At 74.7% G+C, this 16,949-nt stretch carries 14 protein-coding genes; 6 read left to right on the forward strand and 8 right to left on the reverse strand.

The window, feature by feature from the left end:
* Positions 1–940 (reverse strand): NAD(P)-binding protein (locus CTKZ_RS13370; RefSeq protein WP_148090495.1); only part of this gene is annotated, 940 nt, incomplete at its 3' end.
* Positions 941–1,038: 98 nt separating this feature from the next.
* On the opposite strand from CTKZ_RS13370, the gene rlmC reads away from it, so the two are divergent.
* Positions 1,039–2,178, forward strand: a complete 1,140-nt coding sequence (gene rlmC / locus CTKZ_RS13375; RefSeq protein WP_124343413.1) for a 23S rRNA (uracil(747)-C(5))-methyltransferase RlmC — start codon at positions 1,039–1,041, stop codon at positions 2,176–2,178.
* Between the two features lie 65 nt (positions 2,179–2,243).
* On the opposite strand, the gene CTKZ_RS13380 is transcribed toward rlmC, so the two are convergent.
* Positions 2,244–2,996, reverse strand: coding sequence for a DNA alkylation repair protein (locus CTKZ_RS13380; protein ID WP_160142902.1), 753 nt, complete (start codon positions 2,994–2,996; stop codon positions 2,244–2,246).
* A 66-nt stretch (positions 2,997–3,062) separates the two neighbouring features.
* On the opposite strand from CTKZ_RS13380, the gene CTKZ_RS13385 reads away from it, so the two are divergent.
* Entirely contained in the window at positions 3,063–3,386 is a 324-nt protein-coding gene (locus tag CTKZ_RS13385) for a DUF1905 domain-containing protein (protein ID WP_124343415.1), read from the forward strand.
* 12 nt (positions 3,387–3,398) lie between these two features.
* Here the strand turns inward: CTKZ_RS13385 and CTKZ_RS13390 are convergent, their stop codons facing one another.
* Both CTKZ_RS13390 and CTKZ_RS13395 read right to left on the reverse strand, forming a co-directional pair.
* The gene (locus CTKZ_RS13390) at positions 3,399–3,872 is read right to left on the reverse strand and encodes an Hcp family type VI secretion system effector (RefSeq protein WP_124343416.1); all 474 of its coding nucleotides are present in this window, start codon (positions 3,870–3,872) and stop codon (positions 3,399–3,401) included.
* Between the two features lie 109 nt (positions 3,873–3,981).
* Complete coding sequence (locus CTKZ_RS13395; RefSeq protein WP_124343417.1) at positions 3,982–6,195, reverse strand: esterase-like activity of phytase family protein; 2,214 nt, start codon at positions 6,193–6,195, stop codon at positions 3,982–3,984.
* A gap of 100 nt (positions 6,196–6,295) precedes the next feature.
* Between CTKZ_RS13395 and CTKZ_RS13400 the strand changes: the two genes are divergently transcribed.
* The 3 genes from CTKZ_RS13400 to CTKZ_RS13410 all read left to right on the forward strand — a co-directional run bounded on the left by CTKZ_RS13400 (position 6,296) and on the right by CTKZ_RS13410 (position 9,539).
* Positions 6,296–7,375, forward strand: coding sequence for a winged helix DNA-binding domain-containing protein (locus CTKZ_RS13400; RefSeq protein WP_160142903.1), 1,080 nt, complete (start codon positions 6,296–6,298; stop codon positions 7,373–7,375).
* A 99-nt stretch (positions 7,376–7,474) separates the two neighbouring features.
* Positions 7,475–7,990, forward strand: a complete 516-nt coding sequence (locus CTKZ_RS13405; RefSeq protein WP_124343419.1) for a mycothiol transferase — start codon at positions 7,475–7,477, stop codon at positions 7,988–7,990.
* 94 nt (positions 7,991–8,084) lie between these two features.
* The gene (locus CTKZ_RS13410; RefSeq protein WP_124343420.1) at positions 8,085–9,539 is read left to right on the forward strand and encodes a hypothetical protein; all 1,455 of its coding nucleotides are present in this window, start codon (positions 8,085–8,087) and stop codon (positions 9,537–9,539) included.
* A gap of 36 nt (positions 9,540–9,575) precedes the next feature.
* Here the strand turns inward: CTKZ_RS13410 and CTKZ_RS13415 are convergent, their stop codons facing one another.
* A complete protein-coding gene (locus CTKZ_RS13415) occupies positions 9,576–13,067 on the reverse strand; it encodes a WD40 repeat domain-containing protein (RefSeq protein WP_124343421.1) in 3,492 nt (1,163 codons plus the stop codon).
* Positions 13,052–15,127, reverse strand: a complete 2,076-nt coding sequence (locus CTKZ_RS13420) for a CHAT domain-containing protein (RefSeq protein WP_124343422.1) — start codon at positions 15,125–15,127, stop codon at positions 13,052–13,054. The genes CTKZ_RS13415 and CTKZ_RS13420 overlap by 16 nt, the downstream gene beginning before the upstream one ends.
* Before the next feature lie 159 nt (positions 15,128–15,286).
* Here CTKZ_RS13420 and CTKZ_RS13425 point away from each other — a divergent pair, with 159 nt between their 5' ends.
* A complete protein-coding gene (locus CTKZ_RS13425) occupies positions 15,287–15,562 on the forward strand; it encodes an acylphosphatase (RefSeq protein WP_124343423.1) in 276 nt (91 codons plus the stop codon).
* Between the two features lie 87 nt (positions 15,563–15,649).
* Here the strand turns inward: CTKZ_RS13425 and CTKZ_RS13430 are convergent, their stop codons facing one another.
* Entirely contained in the window at positions 15,650–16,372 is a 723-nt protein-coding gene (locus tag CTKZ_RS13430; protein WP_124343424.1) for a 5'-methylthioadenosine/adenosylhomocysteine nucleosidase, read from the reverse strand.
* Positions 16,369–16,821 (reverse strand): S-ribosylhomocysteine lyase, encoded by a 453-nt coding sequence (locus CTKZ_RS13435; RefSeq protein WP_124343425.1) that lies wholly within the window; start codon positions 16,819–16,821, stop codon positions 16,369–16,371. The genes CTKZ_RS13430 and CTKZ_RS13435 overlap by 4 nt, the downstream gene beginning before the upstream one ends.
* Positions 16,822–16,949: the final 128 nt, after the last annotated feature.

Genomic DNA, 16,949 nt, shown 5'->3' on the forward strand with positions numbered 1-16,949 from the left:
GCGCCGGGCCGAGGCCGGGCAGCGACGCGCGGCTGCGGAGCAGCAGGAACGTCGTGCCGAACGTGCCGGCGCCCAGGATCACGCGACGAGCGACGATCGAGCGTTCCGGCAGCGCGCGGGTGCGGGTGTCCATGTCGCCGCGCGCGCCCTCCGGGTGCACGACGTACCGGACGAGGTAGCCGCCGCCGTCGAGCGGCCGCACCGCGCGCACCTCGTGCAGCGTCCGGACGTCGGCGCCGTGGTGCGCCGCGGACGACAGGTACGTGTGGTCGAGCGTGTTCTTCGCACCGACGTTGCAGCCGATGTCGCACTCGCCGCACAGCGTGCAGGTCCGCCGGAGCGACCCGGCGTGGACCGTGCCGTACTCCGCGGCCGGGAGGTCCAGGCCGGGCGCGGGCGCCTCGTCGGGCCGGGCGAACGTCACCGCGAGCGGCGGCCGGATCGTCGGCATCCCGAGCGCGACCGCGGCCTGCTCGACGGCCCGCGTCTTCGGGGTGCCGTCGTACGGGTAGGGCGTCGCGCCGAGCATCTTCTCGACCACGTCGTAGTGCGGGTCGAGGTCGGCACGGCTGATCGGCCAGTGCTCGTACCCGCCGCCCGGAAGCGGGGAGTCGTGCACGAACCAGTGCTCGTCCTTGCGCAGCAGCACGTTCGCGTAGATGAGCGAGCCACCGCCGAGCCCGCTCGACACGAGCCCCTCCAGCCCGCGGAACGACCACGCGTCGAACAGCCCGTAGAGCTTCTCGCTGGGGTCCCAGAACGCCCGGCCCATCTGCGCGGGCGTCCGGGCGAAGTCCCCGGGCCCGTAGCGCCGGCCGCGCTCCATGACGACGACCTGCTTGCCCGCCTCCGCGAGCCGCTGCGCCGCGACCGCGGCGCCGAAGCCCGAGCCGACGACCACTGCGTCGACGACCTCGAGGCCGCCGTTCCGGCTGTCCATGACGTCTCCCCGCCCGCGCGCGAACACCGACTGCGCCCCCTGCACGGACAAGAGGTGTGACGTAGGCCACAGATACACGGCACGTAGGCTGGTGGACCGTGCAGTGCCCCTACTACGACGCCGAGCGGTGCACCTCCTGCACGTGGATGGGCCGGCCCTACGGCGACCAGCTCGCCGCCAAGCAGGACCTGTGCGTCGACCTGCTCGCCGCGCACCGCGACCTCGTCTGGCTCGACCCCGTGGCCAGCCCCGAGGAGGGGTTCCGCAACAAGGCCAAGATGGTCGTCGGCGGGACCGTCGACGCCCCGACGCTCGGCATCCTCGACGCGGCCGGCGTCGGCGTGGACCTCCAGGGCTGCGGCCTCTACCCGGCCTCCCTGTCGGTGACCTTCCCGGTGCTGACGGCGTTCGTCACCCTGGCCCGGCTCGAGCCCTACGACGTCCCCGCGCGTCGCGGCGAGCTCAAGCACCTGCTGCTCACCGAGTCGCCCGACGGCGACCTCATGCTGCGGTTCGTGCTGCGCTCGCAGGAGGCGGTGGCCCGCATCCGCAAGCACCTGCCGTGGCTGCGCGCGCAGCTCCCGCGCCTCGTCGTCGCGTCCGTCAACCTGCTGCCCGAGCACAAGGCCGTGCTCGAAGGGGAGCGGGAGATCCTGCTGACGCCGGAGGAGACCCTCCGTATGCGCGTCAACGGCCTCGACCTGCACCTGCGCCCGCAGAGCTTCTTCCAGACGAACACCGACGTCGCCGCCGCGCTCTACCGGCAGGCCGCCGCGTGGGTCGACGACGCCGCGCCGGCGTCCGTGTGGGATCTCTACTGCGGCGTCGGCGGGTTCGCCCTGCACGTCGCCGACGGCGCGCGCGACGTCGTCGGCGTCGAGACGTCCGCCGAGGCCGTCGCGAGCGCGACCCTCACCGCGCGCGACGCGGGCCTGACCCGCACCACGTTCCGCGCCGACGACGCGACCGCCTTCGCGCTCGGCGCGTCACCCGCCGACGTGCCCGACCTCGTCGTCGTCAACCCGCCGCGACGCGGCATCGGCCCCGACCTGGCCGGCTGGCTCGAACGGTCGGGCGTCGGGACGGTCGTCTACTCGTCGTGCAACGCCCGCTCGCTGGCCCGCGACCTCGCCGCCATGCCGTCCCTGCGTCCCGTCCGTGGCCGGGTCCTCGACATGTTCCCCCAGACGACCCACTACGAGGTCGTGACGCTCCTGACCCGCGACGAGCACGCGTAGACCGGCCAGCGCCGGACCGCGACGCGCATCGCGGCGTGCACGTGAGGTCGAGGTGCGAGCCGGGCTCAGTCGTCACGCCGCGCCATGACGTCGTCGAAGGTGATCGTGTGCCGCGTGACCGGCGGGAACGTCGGGAACGCGTCGACGCCGGCGACTGATGCCTCACCAGAGCCCCGTGCGACTCGGCGAGCCGCTGCGCTGATCACCGCGGCATGGGTCGCGAGGAAGGCGTCACGGCGAGCGGCATCGACGCGGCCGACCTCGCGCAGCGCGGTGCCGATCGGGCTCTGCACGAGCGGGTCACGGTCGCCGGCGAGAAGTCCGCAGATCGCGAGGGGGTCGTCGAGGTCCCGCTCACGGATGAGGGCGAAGGACGCGACGACGGCGGCACGGCGGTGCATGACGTCGGGCGACGCGGCGAGCGTGAACAGCGGGTCGCGCGAGCGGCTGCGCAGGTGCAGGCCGACGACTCGTGGCGCCGACCGGTCGACCAGGTCCCACGCGACCATCCGGTCGAGGTGGTCCATCCACACGTCGTAGAGCGCCTGCCGCCCGTCGTCGTCGAGCCGCGGCGCGCGAGCGCGGAAGTCGAGCACCGACACCCCGACCATCCGCGACTCGTACTCGTCGCGCTCCAGCAGCGCGGCGACCTCCGGGAGCGGCAGCGCCCGGTGCTCCTTCGCGACCGCGAACACGGTGCCCATCCGAACCCCGACCACGCTCAGCGGGACGCCGACCATGCGACGGGTCGTCTTCGCGTGCTCCCGCTGGTCCGCGTGGCGGCGCAGCTCGTCGACGACGTCCGTGGCGGTGCGCACCCGCCCACCCTCCCGGCGGCGAGCGCACGGCGTCAACGTGTCGGTGCGGCCTGCGACGATGCCGTCATGACCGACCGGCCGACGTACGAGTTCGACGCGCCGCTGTGGCGGTGGGACGCCCGCAAGACGGACTCGTGGGTCTTCGTCAGCCTGCCGACGGACATCGCCGACGACGTGCTCGAGGTGTCGTCCGGGGTCACGCGCGGGTTCGGGTCGGTGCGGGTCGAGGTGACGCTCGGCGGGTCCGTCTGGCGCACGTCGGTGTTCCCCGACGACAAGGCCAAGACGTACGTGCTGCCGCTCAAGAAGGCGGTCCGTCGGGCGGAGTCGTGCGACGTCGGCGACACCGTGCGGCTGCGGGTCGCGCTGGTGGACGTCGGGAGCGACTGAGCGCCCGCGGCGTCAGCGGGACGGTCGTGTGAAGTCGACCTCGCCGGTGACGGGGGAGCCGGGGGTGCCGTCGGGCTGCTGCGGCACGACGTCGAACCGCAGGGACTCGAACCGCAGGGTGATCGTGTCGACCGGCAGGAAGTCCTCCGCCGTGACCGCGTAGCCCGACACGACGACGTCCTGCAGCCGCCACCGCAGGAACGGGCGTCCGCCGTTCTCCCCGGCCTGCACGACCTCGAGCTCCGCGACGTCGAACCGCTCGTTGCGCGCGCACGCGACCATGAGGCGCGGCGAGGCGACGCTGACGTCGGCGGTCACGACGAGGGGGCTCGCGGTGACACGACCGGAGACCGCGGCGTGCCCACCGGCACCCGCGCCCGAGGTCTCGGACCACGTGAACGACCGCACCTCGATCCACCCCTCGTGGTGGCGGTCGGTGGACCCACCCTCGACCGACTCGATCCGCAGGTACGCGTGCGTGCTCATGGCACCCCTCCCGACGACGCCGTCACCGCCGAGTCTGCACCCGCAGGCCGGGACGCGACGAGGCCCCGGGGCGTGCCACCCCGGGGCCTCGCGCGTGGTCGCGGTCGCGTCAGCCGACGGCGGCGGCGCCCACGTCGGGGTGGTCGGTGAAGAAGCCGTCCATGCCGGCGCGCAGGAAGGTGCGGATCTCGCCCTTCAGGTCGCCGTGCGAGTTCGGGTCGGTGCCGACGCGGAACTGCGTGGGCAGGAACTGGTTCTCGGCCCGGAAGGTCCAGCCGTGGACGGTGAGGCCGGCGCGGTGGGCGTCGCGGATGACCGGCGACGGCGAGCGGAGCGCCCCCGACGCGTCGCGCGGGATCAGCACGTCCTTGCAGGCGCCGATGCCGTCGGCGTAGCGGGCGATGCCGCGCAGGCCCTCGCGGGTGACGAGGTCGGCGTAGGTGCGGGTGTCACCGGCGGCGACGAGGTCCCACGGGGCGCCGGAGCAGTTGATCAGCTGCGCGAGCGGCAGCTTCGTCTGCCGGGAGAGCTCCCTCAGGTTCGACGTCTCGAAGCTCTGGATGATGACGGGCGCGCGCCGGCCGTCGAAGCCGTTGGCGGCGAGCGCCGCGAGCAGCGGCTCCTCGAGCGAGAGGCCGATGCCGTCGAAGTACGTCGGGTGCTTGGTCTCCGGGTAGACGCCGACCGGCTCGCCCGCGCACGTGCGGGAGGTCCGCGCGAGGTCCAGGACCTCGTCGAACGTCGGCACCTGGTAGCGGCCGTCGAACGCGGTGTTGCCCGGGCGGACGGCCGGGATGCGCTCCTTGGCGCGCAGCGTGCGGAGCTCGGCGAGCGTGAAGTCCTCGGTGAACCAGCCCGTGAGGCTGACCCCGTCGATCGTCTTGGTGGTGCGGCGCGACGTGAACTCGGCCCGCGTCGAGACGTCCGTCGTGCTGCCGATCTCGTTCTCGTGCCGGGCGACGAGCACGCCGTCCTTGGTGCTCACGAGGTCGGGCTCGATGTAGTCGGCGCACTGCAGGATCGCCGTCTCGTACGACGCGAGCGTGTGCTCGGGCCGGTAGCCCGACGCGCCGCGGTGACCGACGACGAGCGTGTCGTCGGGCTCGGCGAGGCGCACACCGCGCAGGTCGACGACCACCATCTCGGTCGCGTCGGGGGTGCCGGGGACGCGGGCGGCGTTGCCGGGGTAGTTGTTGTCGTTCGCGAGCAGCAGCCGGTCGCGGCCGAGCGGCACGATCGTCTCGAACGACTGGACCGGGAACGCGAACGTCTCGCCCGTGCCGTAGCCGCCGCCGGCGCTGACGCCCCGCGGGTCCGCGATGCGCAGGGCGTCGAGGATCAGCGTCTTGCGGACGAACCCGTCGCGGTCCGTCGTCGACAGGTCGACCTCGTAGACGCGCTTGATGACGGACGCGGCGCCGTCGAAGTCGTCGCGCTCGACGAGCCAGAGCCGGTCCTTGCCGACCCACTGCGCGTCGCCGATCACGTTCGCCTCGGCGTCGGTCTGGTACTGCCACGTGCGGCCGGTGTACTGCTGCGCGCGGGGGTCGAACTCGTAGACCAACCGGCGGCGCTTGTCGGTGTCGTCGGTGAGCGCACCCTCGACGACCGGGTACAGACGACGGCCGTCGGGCGACGCGGCGAGCGCCTCGAACCCGCGGCTGCTCGCGACGCGCGGGGTCTCGCCGGGCGCGAGGTACGGGTTGGCGGGCGACTTGCCGTCGGGGAACGGCACGGGTGCGGACAGCAGCACGCCGTCGGCGCTGAAGTGCAGCAGGAACGGCCCGAACTCCTCGCCGACCCACAGCGTGCCGTCCTGGGCGCGCTGCACGGACTCGACGTCGAAGTCGGCGCCCGTGAGCAGGCGGTCGGAGCGGGTCAGCGGGAAGTCGATGCGGTGGTCGGGGTCCTGGAACGAGATGTGCCGGCCGACCTGGATCGTCCCCGACCGCCAGTCGGGCGTGACCAGGTACATCCGGAGCAGGAAGTCGGCGGAGTTCGTCTTGCTGCCGAAGCCGTTGTCCGGCAGCCCCCAGAACGAGCCGTCGCCGTTGTCCAGGGCACCGGAGAACCCGGGGATGACCTGACCGGCGAACGGGCCGGTGCGGCCGTTGGCGGGCGTGACGGCCGCACCCGACGACGGGCCGTCGGCGAGGAAGTCCGCGGAGAGCGTGGCGCGGGAGACGAGGGCGGGACCGCGGTCCGCTGACGGGCCGTGGCCCGGGGACCCGCCGGCGGCGGCGGGGAGCGAGGCGGCGACCGTGCCGCCCAGCGCGGCGGAGACGGCGACGAGAGCGAGCGCGACAGCGCGACGGGTTCGCATGACGTCCAGTCGACCGCGTCCGGTTGGCCCCCGCATGTCCGGTCGGTCGACGCCGCGTGACCGCACGGGGAACACCCAGGTCGCGCCTAGGATCCGCAGCATGGACGCCGTCGAGGTCGCCCACCGCCGCCTCCACCGCCAGCACCTGTCGGGCCCGCCGTTGCCCGACCCGCTCGCCGTCGTGCGGCACCTCGTCGCGTCGCAGGCGCAGGAGGTGCCGATGTCGCGCTGGTCGCTCGGCATGCGCAGCGGCACCGACGACGCGACCGTCCGGGCCGCGCTCGACGACGGGCGGATCGTGCGCACGCACGCGCTGCGGGCCACGTGGCACTACCTCGCCGCGGAGGACCTGCGCTGGGTCCAGGCGCTGACCGGCCCGCGCGTCGTGCAGGTCAACCGGTCCGTCGAGCGGCAGGTCGGCATCGACGACGAGGCGGTCGCGCGGACGCACCGCGCCGTCACCACGGCGCTGCGCGGCGGCGAGCACCTCACGCGCGGGGAGCTCGGCGACGTCCTGGCGCGCGCCGGTGTCGAGGCGTCCGGGCTGCGGCTGGCCTACCTGCTCATGCGCCTCGAGCTCGACGCCGTGGTCGCCAGCGGCGCGGTGCGCGGCACGCAGCAGACGTACGCGCTGGTCGACGGGCGCGTCGCCGAGGGCCCCGACCTGCGGGGAGACGACGCGCTCGCGGAGCTCACCCGGCGGTTCTTCACCGGGCACGGGCCGGCGGCGGAGAAGGACCTGGGGTGGTGGGCCACACTCACGCTCACGCAGGTGCGGCGCGGGATCGCGCTGTGCGAGGGCGAGCTCGTCGAGGACGAGGTCGACGGCGTGCGGCTGTGGTCGGCGCCCGGCCCGGCACCCGCAGCCGACCCCTCGCCGACCGTGCACGTGCTGCAGGGCTACGACGAGTACGGCGTCGCGTATACCGCGAGCCGGTTCGTCACCAACGTCGCCGGGCTGAGCATCGCCCCGCCCGGGTCGAACATGGTGATCGCGCCGCTGCTGGTCGACGGGCAGGTCGTCGGGTGGTGGCGACGGGTCGTCGCGCGCGACGGGGTCGTCGCGCAGCCGCGCCCGGCACGCGCGCTCACGGACCCTGAGCGGGCTGCCGTCGAGACGGCGTTCGCGGCGTACGCGCGGTTCGCCGGCCTGTCCGTGCGCGTCGACTGGGACGCCTGAACCCCGGGCGCGGCGAGCGCCTGCGCGGGCGGGCCACCGCGCCCGTGGCTACCGTCGAACGGGTCGGTCGCCGCCCGTGCGACCCACCGAGGAGGACGCATGGACGTCGCCGACCTGCTCGTCGAGGCCCTGGGCCGCGTCGGACCCGTGCTGCACGGCACGGTCGACGGTCTGCCGCCCGAGGCCCTGACGTACCGGCCCGACCCGGGCGCGAACTCGATCGCGTGGCTCGTGTGGCACGCGGCGCGCGGGCAGGACGCGCAGATCGCGCACGTCGCGGGCGTCGAGCAGGTGTGGACGGCCCGGGGCTGGGCCGAGCGGTTCGGGCTGCCGTTCACCGCCCGGGCGACCGGGTACGGGCAGTCGCCCGACGACGTCGCCGCGGTCGACGTGCCGGGCGACCTGCTGCTCGGCTACTACGACGAGGTCGCCGCGCAGACCGTCGCCTACCTCGAGCGTCTTCAGCCGGACGACCTCGACACGGTCGTCGACGAGTCCTGGGACCCGCCCGTGACGCTCGGCGTCCGGCTCGTCAGCATCGTCGACGACGACGTCCAGCACGCGGGCCAGGCCGCCTACGTGCGCGGTCTCTGGGAGCGCAGCACCGGCGCCTGACGGCGGGTGAGATCCGCCGGCGCACCTTCCCGCGTCGCACGCCGCCCCCTAGCGTGACGAGCGGACGAGGGCACCCGCAGCGGGGAGGTGTGCCGTGGACGATCCCGTGGGCCCGGACGACCTGCTCGTCGTCGACGGGCTCGACGTCGCGACCGGCACGTACCTGACCCCGCCGACCGCGCTCGGCGACCTCGCGGCGGCGCTGCGGGACGCACCCGTGCCGGGTGGCGGTGACGAGCGGCGGCTGCGGCGGCGGAGCCAGGCGGACGAGCGGCACCTCGGGGTGACGGTCGGCTTCGACGCCGACGACCTCGGCTCGGTCGGGTGGGGGATCGTCACCGCGCCCGACGTCGACGCGGCCGTCCTGGCGGCGCTCGAGCCCCTGCTGGCCCGGCGCCGGCAGCAGGCCGGCGACCGGTTCCGGCACCTCGTCGTCGAGGACGGGGAGGACGCCGACACGTTCCTCGTGCGGTACGGCGCGACGCCGACGGTCGTCGACCCGCGCGTCGTGCCGTACTACCTGCTCCTCGTCGGCGGACCGGGCGCGCTGCCGTTCGACCTGCAGTACCAGCTCGGGGTCGCGTACGCGGTCGGCCGTCTGGACCTGCCCGACGCGGCCGCCTACGCCGCGTACGCCGCGTCGGTGCTGGCCGCGGAGGACCGCGACGCGGCTGCCGCCGCCGCACAGCACGGGGCGCGTTCCGCCCGGCTGTTCGGCCCGCGCAACCCCGACGACACGGCGACCGACCTCAGCAGCCGCCTCCTGCTCGCGCCCCTGCTCGACGAGGTCGGCCGGTCGGCGTCGGCGTGGTCGGTCGCGGCGGACGCGGGGGAGCCCGCGACGAAGCAGCGCCTGCGCACGCTGCTGCACGCGCCCGACGGTCCCGACGTGCTGTTCACGGCGAGCCACGGCCTCGGCGGCCCCCAGGCGACGGCGCTGGGGCTCGGCGGCGCGCTCGTGTGCCAGGACTGGCCGGGACCCGTCCAGCAGCGCGGGCCGCTGACCCCCGCCCAGTACCTCGCCGCGACCGACGTCGACGCCGCCGCACCCGTCCGCCCCCGCGTCGTGCTCGCGTTCGCCTGCTACGGCGCGGGCACGCCCCGGTACAGCGACTACCCGGCGGGGCCGGGTGCGACGCTCGTCGAGATCGCTGCCCAGGACGCCACGGCTCCGCTGCCCGCACGGCTGCTCGGCCACCCAGCGGGCGGTGCGCTCGCGTTCGTCGGGCACGTCGACCGCACCTGGTCGTGCGCGTTCCTGTGGCACGGCACGACCGCGCAGACGGGGGCGTTCCGCGGCGCGCTGCTCGGCCTGCTCGACGGGAGGCGCGTCGGCCACGCGCTCGAGGACCTGACCTCGCGGTACGCGTCGCTCGCGACGCTGCTCACGGCCCGGATCGACGCGTCGGAGCGGCTCGGCAAGCCGTTCCCCGACGCCGACCTGGTCGCGCTGTGGACCGCCGTGCACGACGCGCGCGGGCTCGTGGTCCTCGGCGACCCGGCCGTGCGGGCGGCGCCGCCGGGGGCAGGTGGCCTCGTCCCGCTCTGACGGGACGACGGCACCCCGCGCCGACGACGCGCGCGCTCAGCCCGTCTCGACGAGCCGCTGCTCGACCCCGTCCACCAGACCGCGGTCGTCTAGCGGCACCTCGACGACCTGACCGCCCCAGAGCGTGACGACGACGTCGCCCGCGCGCCCCGACACGGTCGCGACGTCGAGCCACGTGCTCGACGGGATCTCCCGCACGACCCGGCCGCGCCGGGCGTCGACGACGTCGATGCCGCGCTCACCGGTCGCCACCACGAGGCCGTCGCTCGTGAAGGCGAGCGTCTGCGGCCGCAGGTGCGGGAGCGGCGTGCTCCACAGGAGCCGTCCGGTCGTCCGGTCGAAGAGCCCGAGCACGCCGGCCTGCGTCGTGACGGCGACCTGCCGCGCGCCGGACCCGACGGCCACGTCGGACGGGGCGTCGCCGCGCGCCAGCGGCATGCGCAGCCGCACCGGGATGCCCCCCGCGGTGGGCAGGACCTCGCCGACCTCCGCGACGGAGGTCGCCGGGTCCGTTGACGCGGCCGCGGCGTAGGCGACCACGGCGGCCGATCCGTCCGGGAGCAGCTCGACGTGCCCGGCGTCCTCGGCCGGCTGGAGGGCGCCCACGGCCGCCCCGGTCGCGACGTCGACGAGCCGCACCTCGCCCGCGACGGCGAGCGCGAGCCGCCCGCCCGCGACGCTCGCGTCGTCCACGAACGGCTGGTCGGGCCCGGACAGCACCTCGTGCAGCAGCGCGCCGGTCGTCGTGTCCCACACGCGCACGGTGCCGTCCGGGTTGACGGTCGCCACGCGGGCGCCCGGCTCGTCGGCGTCGATCGTCCACGGGCTGTCGGGTGCGACGACGGGCGTCGCGGTCGCGATCCCCGTGTCGTCGCTGCGGACGACGGTGCCGTCGGCGCGCACGCCGTAGGCGACCCCCTCCGACACGTCGACGGCCCGCGCGTCCCCGTCGTCGGCGAGCTGCCACACGCCGGTCCGGCCGTCCGACGCGAGCACGAGCGCCTGCCGCGGCGTCGTCTCGTCGGGGAGCACGCCGCTCACGCCCGTGCCCGGCAGGAACGCCGTGCCGTCCCGTGCGCCGGTCGCGACGTCGAAGCGCTGCACGGCGCCCCACGAGGCGGACGCGAGCACGGTCGTCAGGTCGGGGCCGAACACGAAGCCGGTGAGACCGGGGTCGGTCACGGTCGCGGACTTCTCGCCCGTCGCGAGGTCCCACACGACGGCGCCGGAGTCGTCGGACGTGCCGAGCGTCGCGGCGCCGGGCCCGAACCGCAGCTGCTGCACGGCTCCGCCGACCTCCAGGCGCTGCAGGAGGCGGCCCGCCGCGACGTCCCACAGCTGGACGGTGCCGGTGTCGTCTCCCGTGGCGAGCGTCCGGCCGTCCGCGCTGAACGCCGCCGTGAAGGGCCAGGCGGTCGCGGCGTCGGCGTCGCCGGCCTGCGCCGCGGTCGCGTCGAACAGACGGTGCCGGTCGGCCCGCCGGCCGCCGTCGACGGCCCACAGGGTGGCCGACGTGTCAGGTCCCAGCGACACGACCGAGCGGCCGTCGGGTGCGGCGACGACGGTGTGCAGCCCGGCCGGACCCGCCCAGCGTGCGGTGGACCCGTCGGCCCGCTCCCAGACGACGATCGTGCCGTCCTCGAGGCCCGCGACGACGACGGAGCCGTCCGCGCTGACGTCGGCGGCGACGGGCGACTCGCCGTCGAGGAGGGTCGCGGCACGCGCGAACGTGGTGCGCCCGGCGTCGTCGACCTCCCGCGCCCAGACGGTCACGGCGGAGTCGACGGTGACGACCGTCTGCCCGTCGAGCGACTCGACGAGCACGTCGACGGGTCCGTCGGTGTCGAGCAGCGCGACGACGGGCGTCGACGTCGCGGCGAGGTGGAGCAGGTCGCGCGTGTTGGACCCCAGCGGCTCGTCGCCGCTCAGGTCGTCGCGTCCGACGTCGACGGCCGCGCGGGCGGCCTTCTCGGCGTCCTGGTCCAGGTCGGCGAGGGCGGTGAACAGCGTCCGCTCCCGGGCCCGGTCGGCCTTCGCCGTGCCGAGCACGCGTTGCGTCTGGCCGTACAGCCCGATCGCGGCGACCAGGAGCACCGCGAGCGCGAGGACGAGCACCCGCATCCAGAGGCGCCGCCGCCGGTCGCGCCGCCGGTCGGCCTCGAGCGCCTGGGACGCCTCGAGGAACTCGCGCTCGTGCGGCTGCAGCGGCCGGCGCCGGGTGGCGACGTCGGCCGTCGCGGACGCGAGGTGGGACCCGGTGAGCAGCAGGCGGCGCTGCCGCCCGTTCTCGTCCCACAGCGCGGCGGCCTGCTCGAACCCGGTGAGGTGCTGCGCGCGCCAGCGGGCGTTGCTGCGCCGGACGGGCTCGATGAACCGGTCGTGCGAGAGCTCGTACCAGGTCGCCTGCCGCCGGGTCTCGGGGCGGATGAGGTGCTCGAGCTCGCGCAGGATCGGCCCGTCGGCCTCGGCGGTGCCGAGGGGACCTTCGAGGACCTGCCCGCGCAGCCCTTGCGGCGTGATGAGGCGCCGCTCGAACCAGTCCCGGATGACGTCCTCGCGCACGTCGGTGACGCGTGCGGCCTCGGCGACGCGCCGGTCGTAGTAGTCGGCGAGCGCCTGCTCGACGGACCCGCCGGCGACGCCGTCGGCCGTGGTGATCTCCGTGCTGCCCGGGTCGCGGCGCGCCCAGATGGTGGTGCACGCGAGCTGGAGCTGGACGGGCTCGACGTACGCGCCGAGCACGTCGACGGTGCCGTCGAGCCGCTGCGCGCGGACCTGGCGCAGGTCGTCGACGAGCGCGTGCGCCGCCTCGGCGCGGAACTCGACGCCGGCGTCCTGCGCGGGCCGCACGACGGCGTCGAACGCCTCGTCCGCGGTGAGCAGGTCGAGGCGGTACCGGGTGCGCAGCCGCGTCGGCACGGCCCGCAGGTAGGGCTCGAGCCCGGCGAGGTGGTCCTCGCGGATGGCGAAGAGCGCCCACAGCCGGTGGGCCCGCAGCGCCTCGCCGACCTGCGCGAAGAACTCCCGCTTGGCGTCCTCGTCGGTCGGGTCGAGGCTGAGGACCTCCTCGAACTGGTCGAAGACGAGCACCTCGTTGCCGGGGATGCCGTCCTGGTCGGGCCGCTGCTCGAGGTACTCGGCGAGCGTCATGTCGCGCAGCCGGTCGAGCGGGACCTGCCGGTCCTCGGGGACGTCGGACTCGAGCGACATGAGCGTGCTCATGAGGTACCGGTTGCGCGGGGGTGGCTGCATGGTCGCGACGTGCGGGGTGTTGACCCGGATCACGGGCAGCACCTCGAGCCCCTCGCGGTTCAGGTCGGGGATCAGGGCGGCGTTGATGAGCGACGACTTGCCCGCGCCGGAGGGGGAGTAGAGCAGCACGATGCGCTCGGCGACGACCAGGTTGAACAGCGTGTCGAGCGCGACGGCGCGCCCGTAGAGGTGCTGCCCGGCCCGGAACGACTGCGGCCCGACGTACGGGTTGCCCGTCTGCACGTCGGGCAGGACGCCCGTCACCGGGACCCCCACTGGTCGTGCAGCTCCTTGACGAACCGTTCGGTGCTGCCCCAGTAGAGGCTGACGCGGGCGCCGTCGCGGAAGTAGCCCTCGAGGTAGGCGCGGGCGCGGGCCGGGTCGCTGGTCGAGCCCTCCTCGGGGTCGACCTGCACCGCGACGTGCGTGTGGTCGTTCGCCGACTTGCCCTCGTAGTTCATGACGCTGCGGTACAGGACGCGGAAGTCCCACTCGTCGAGGCGGAAGCCGACGAACATGAGCGCGGTCCGGGTCAGCGCGCCGCGCACGTGCCGGGGGACCAGCTCGCGGTTCTGGGTGACACCGATGAGGTAGTCGAAGTAGTCGTCCTCGGTGAGCACCAGTGACTCGGGCACCTCCAGGAGTCCGAGCAGGTGGTAGACGAGCGGTCGCTGCACGGTGGGCCGGTACGCGGGCTCGCGCTCGTAGACCGACTCGGGCCAGTCGATGTCGTCGTTCCAGCGGCACAGCTCGACCTCGGGCTGCTTGCCGGCGGCCTCGAGCGCGTTCGCGAGCAGCCGGGTCGGCTGCGTCGTGATGTAGACGGGTGCGGTCAGGTCGGCGAGCACCGAGTACGGCTCGATCGCGCCGCGGTCGCGCAACGCGTGCCAGCCCGCCGCGAGCACGTCCTCGATGGGTGGGCGGCCCGTGCGCAGCAGCTCGGGGATCTCGTCACCGAACCGCTCGATCACCGTGCGGCGCACGTGCTGCTCGAGCTCGGAGCGCGGGAACGACCGGCTCTGGTTGATCGCGAGGTACTGCGCGACCTGCGGGAGGCTCTCGCGGTTGTGCGGCGCCATCGGGAACCGGTACCGGTTCGCCCACGCGCGGGCCACCTCCTGGCGCGACCCCAGCAGCAGGTCGCTGATCCCGGGCCCGATGATCGGCGTGCACTTCTCGTCCTCGATGTCGCGCACGACCGACGGCCACTTCTCGAACAGCCCCTGCGGGCCGCCCGAGTCGTACCACATGCGCCCGCTGCGCAGCCGCATGAACAGCGTGGGAACCCACCAGTCGTACCGGTCGCGCACGGCCGCCCGCCCGACCGCGCACGCGCGGTCGACGAGCCCGTCGCTGTCGAGGCTGCGGAAGAACGCGGACGCGAACGTGCCGGCCGTCGCCATGGTCACGTCGCCCTGCATCGCGACGACCGCGGGGACGCCCGCCGCGGCGAGCCGCGGACCGAGGGCCGCGAGCACGCCCGCGTCGTCGGACCGCGCGTCCTCGCCCTCGCCCGCGCTGCGGCACGACGCGAGGAACACGAGGCCGGGCGTCCGGGACAGCTCGCCGAGCTGCTGGACGAGGTCGCTGCCGAGCATCGGTGCGCCCGCACCGTCGTCGTCGACGAGCAGCAGCACGGGCTCGTGGTGCTGCAGGTAGCCGTGGCAGACCAGGTAGACGATGTCGTACCCGCGCCGGAGCTCCGCGACGACATGCGCCGCCGTCGGCGTCGCCTCCCCGGGCAGCACGGTGACGGCCATGCCGCCGAGCGCCGTCCGCGCGCGTTCGACCTCCTCCTCGACGTCGAGCGGTGCGAGCGCACCCCGGCCCTGCGGTGCGTACTCGCCGACGTCCGTGGGCGACGCGACCACGACGAGCGCGCGCAGGTCGCCGCGCGAGCGCGGCCGCACCGGGCGCCAGTCGCGGCTGCCGAGGAACCGGGAGAACAGCACGTTCTCGTCCGTGAGGAGCGTCCGGTCGTCGTCGGGGTCGCGCAGCGTCTCCCAGCGCACGCCGTGCAGGGCCGCGGCCTCGGGGGCCGGGTCGACGACGAGCCGCACGCGCAGCCGCACCCCGTTGCTGGACGCGGTCTGCACCGCCTGGCGGAACGCGGCGCCGAACCCGCCGCCGAGCAGTCCCTTGCCGAGCGCACGGCCGTACTCGGTCGGGTCCAGGTCGCGCAGCGCGTCGGGGTCGATGTGCGCCACGAAGCCCGCGCCGTCACCGTCGAGCCGCGCGTCCGCGTCGCTGCGTGGCAGCGTGAGGGCGGGCCAGATGCCGTAGGTGACGTCGTCCTTGCGGTACAGCTGGATCTCGAGATCGGCGTACTCGTCCATCACGGGCCCCCGCGCGGCCAGGTGGTCGGGCCCGGCGACCTCGCCCCCGAAAGGCGCCGGCGTTCACCCTCGAAGGTGCTCCCCGCCCGGGCGCAGATACCGGGCACCGGTGCCACGATCGACGCGGGGTCCCGGCCGGGACGCGGGAGGGGGAGCGGGATGGCGCACGTGGCGCGACGCGTGGTCGTGCACGGGGTCGTGCAGGGCGTCGGCTACCGGTGGAGCGCGGCGCGCGAGGCCGCGCGGCTCGGCGTCGCCGGGTGGGTGCGGAACCGGTCCGACGGGGCCGTCGAGGCGGTCGTCGAGGGCGACGCGGAGGCGGTCCACGAGTTCGTCGGCTGGGCGCGGCAGGGGCCGCGCGGGGCGTCCGTGACGTCGGTGGACGTGACCGACGAGGCGCCCGGGCACCGGGTGTCGTTCGAGATCGAGCCATGACGGTCACGTCGACCGCGGGTCGGTGGCCGGAGGTGGCCGGACGCGAGCGGACCGGGCACCACGACGGCGCCCGGTCCCGCTCGGGCGTCAGGGCACGAGGTGCGGCGTGGGCTCCTCGGCCATCGCGCGGAGGAGCTCGATGACGACCGCGGCCGAGCGGTCCGCGGCGTCGTCGACGTGCGTGAGGAAGTCGTCGTTCGCGACGGGCCCGCACAGGTCGGAGATGCCGCGCACGGACAGGAACGGCACGCCGTACAGGTGGCTGGTGTGCGCGAGCGCCGCGGACTCCATGTCGGTCGCGAGCGCGCCCGGGAACGCCGAGCGGATCGCGTCGACGCGAGACGCGTCGATGAACGCGTCGCCCGACAGCACGGTGCCGGACAGGACGCGCAGGTCGACGGTCGCCGCGGTGGCGGCGTCGTGCAGCGCGTGCTCGGCGGCGTAGACCTCGGGCATGCCGGGGACCTGGCCGAGCTCGTAGCCGAACGCGCGCGCGTCCGCGCCCGAGTACACGTACTCCGACCCGACGACGACGTCCCCGACCCGCACCTCGACGCCCACCCCGCCGGCACTGCCCGCGCTCACGAGCGCGCGGGGGTGCGTGGCGTTGATGGCGACGGCCGCGGCGGTCGCGGCGTTGACGAGCCCGATGCCGCTGACGACGAGCAGGACCTGCCGTCCGGCGAGCGTGAGCATGCGGTGCTGCGCGTGGCCCACGCGCGTGACCGGCCCGACGAAGTCGGCACGCGCGACGAACGGTGCCGCCTCGTCGGCCATGGCCGTGACGACGACGGCGTCGACGGCGATCACGCGGTCACCGTGCTCCAGCCGGCGCGCTCCGCGAGGAACCCGCGCGCGGCCTCCTGGGCACCCTCGAGCGTGTGGTTCGCGCCCCACCCGCACTGCACCTCGTTCGCGGCGGGCACCTCGGTCGCCTCGACGACGTCCTCGAGCGTCGACTGCACGAGGCCGAGCACGTCGTCGTAGTCCCACTCGCCCTGGAGGATCAGGTAGAAGCCGGTCTGGCAGCCCATCGGCGAGAAGTCGATCACGCGGTCCGAGTGGTTGCGCGAGTGCTCGGCGAACAGGTGCTCGAGCGAGTGCACGGCCGGCATCTCGAGGTGGCCCTTGTTGGGCTGCGTGAAGCGCACGTCGTACTTCTGGATCACGTCGCCCGCGGGCAGGACCTTCTGGTCCGCGAGGCGGACGTACGGTGCGGCGACGGTGCGGTGGTCGAGGTTGAACGACTCGACGTTCATACGAGGCTGGTTCACGGCGCGCTTCCTGTCGGACGATGCGGAGACACCATTGTCAACCGTCCGGGCACCGTGCTGCTTCCGGCGGTCACGGGCGTCCCGCGTCGTGGACGCCCGCGACCGCACCGGTT

Origin of the sequence: Cellulomonas algicola (assembly GCF_003851725.1) — a bacterium.
GTDB classification, from domain to species: domain Bacteria; phylum Actinomycetota; class Actinomycetes; order Actinomycetales; family Cellulomonadaceae; genus Cellulomonas; species Cellulomonas algicola.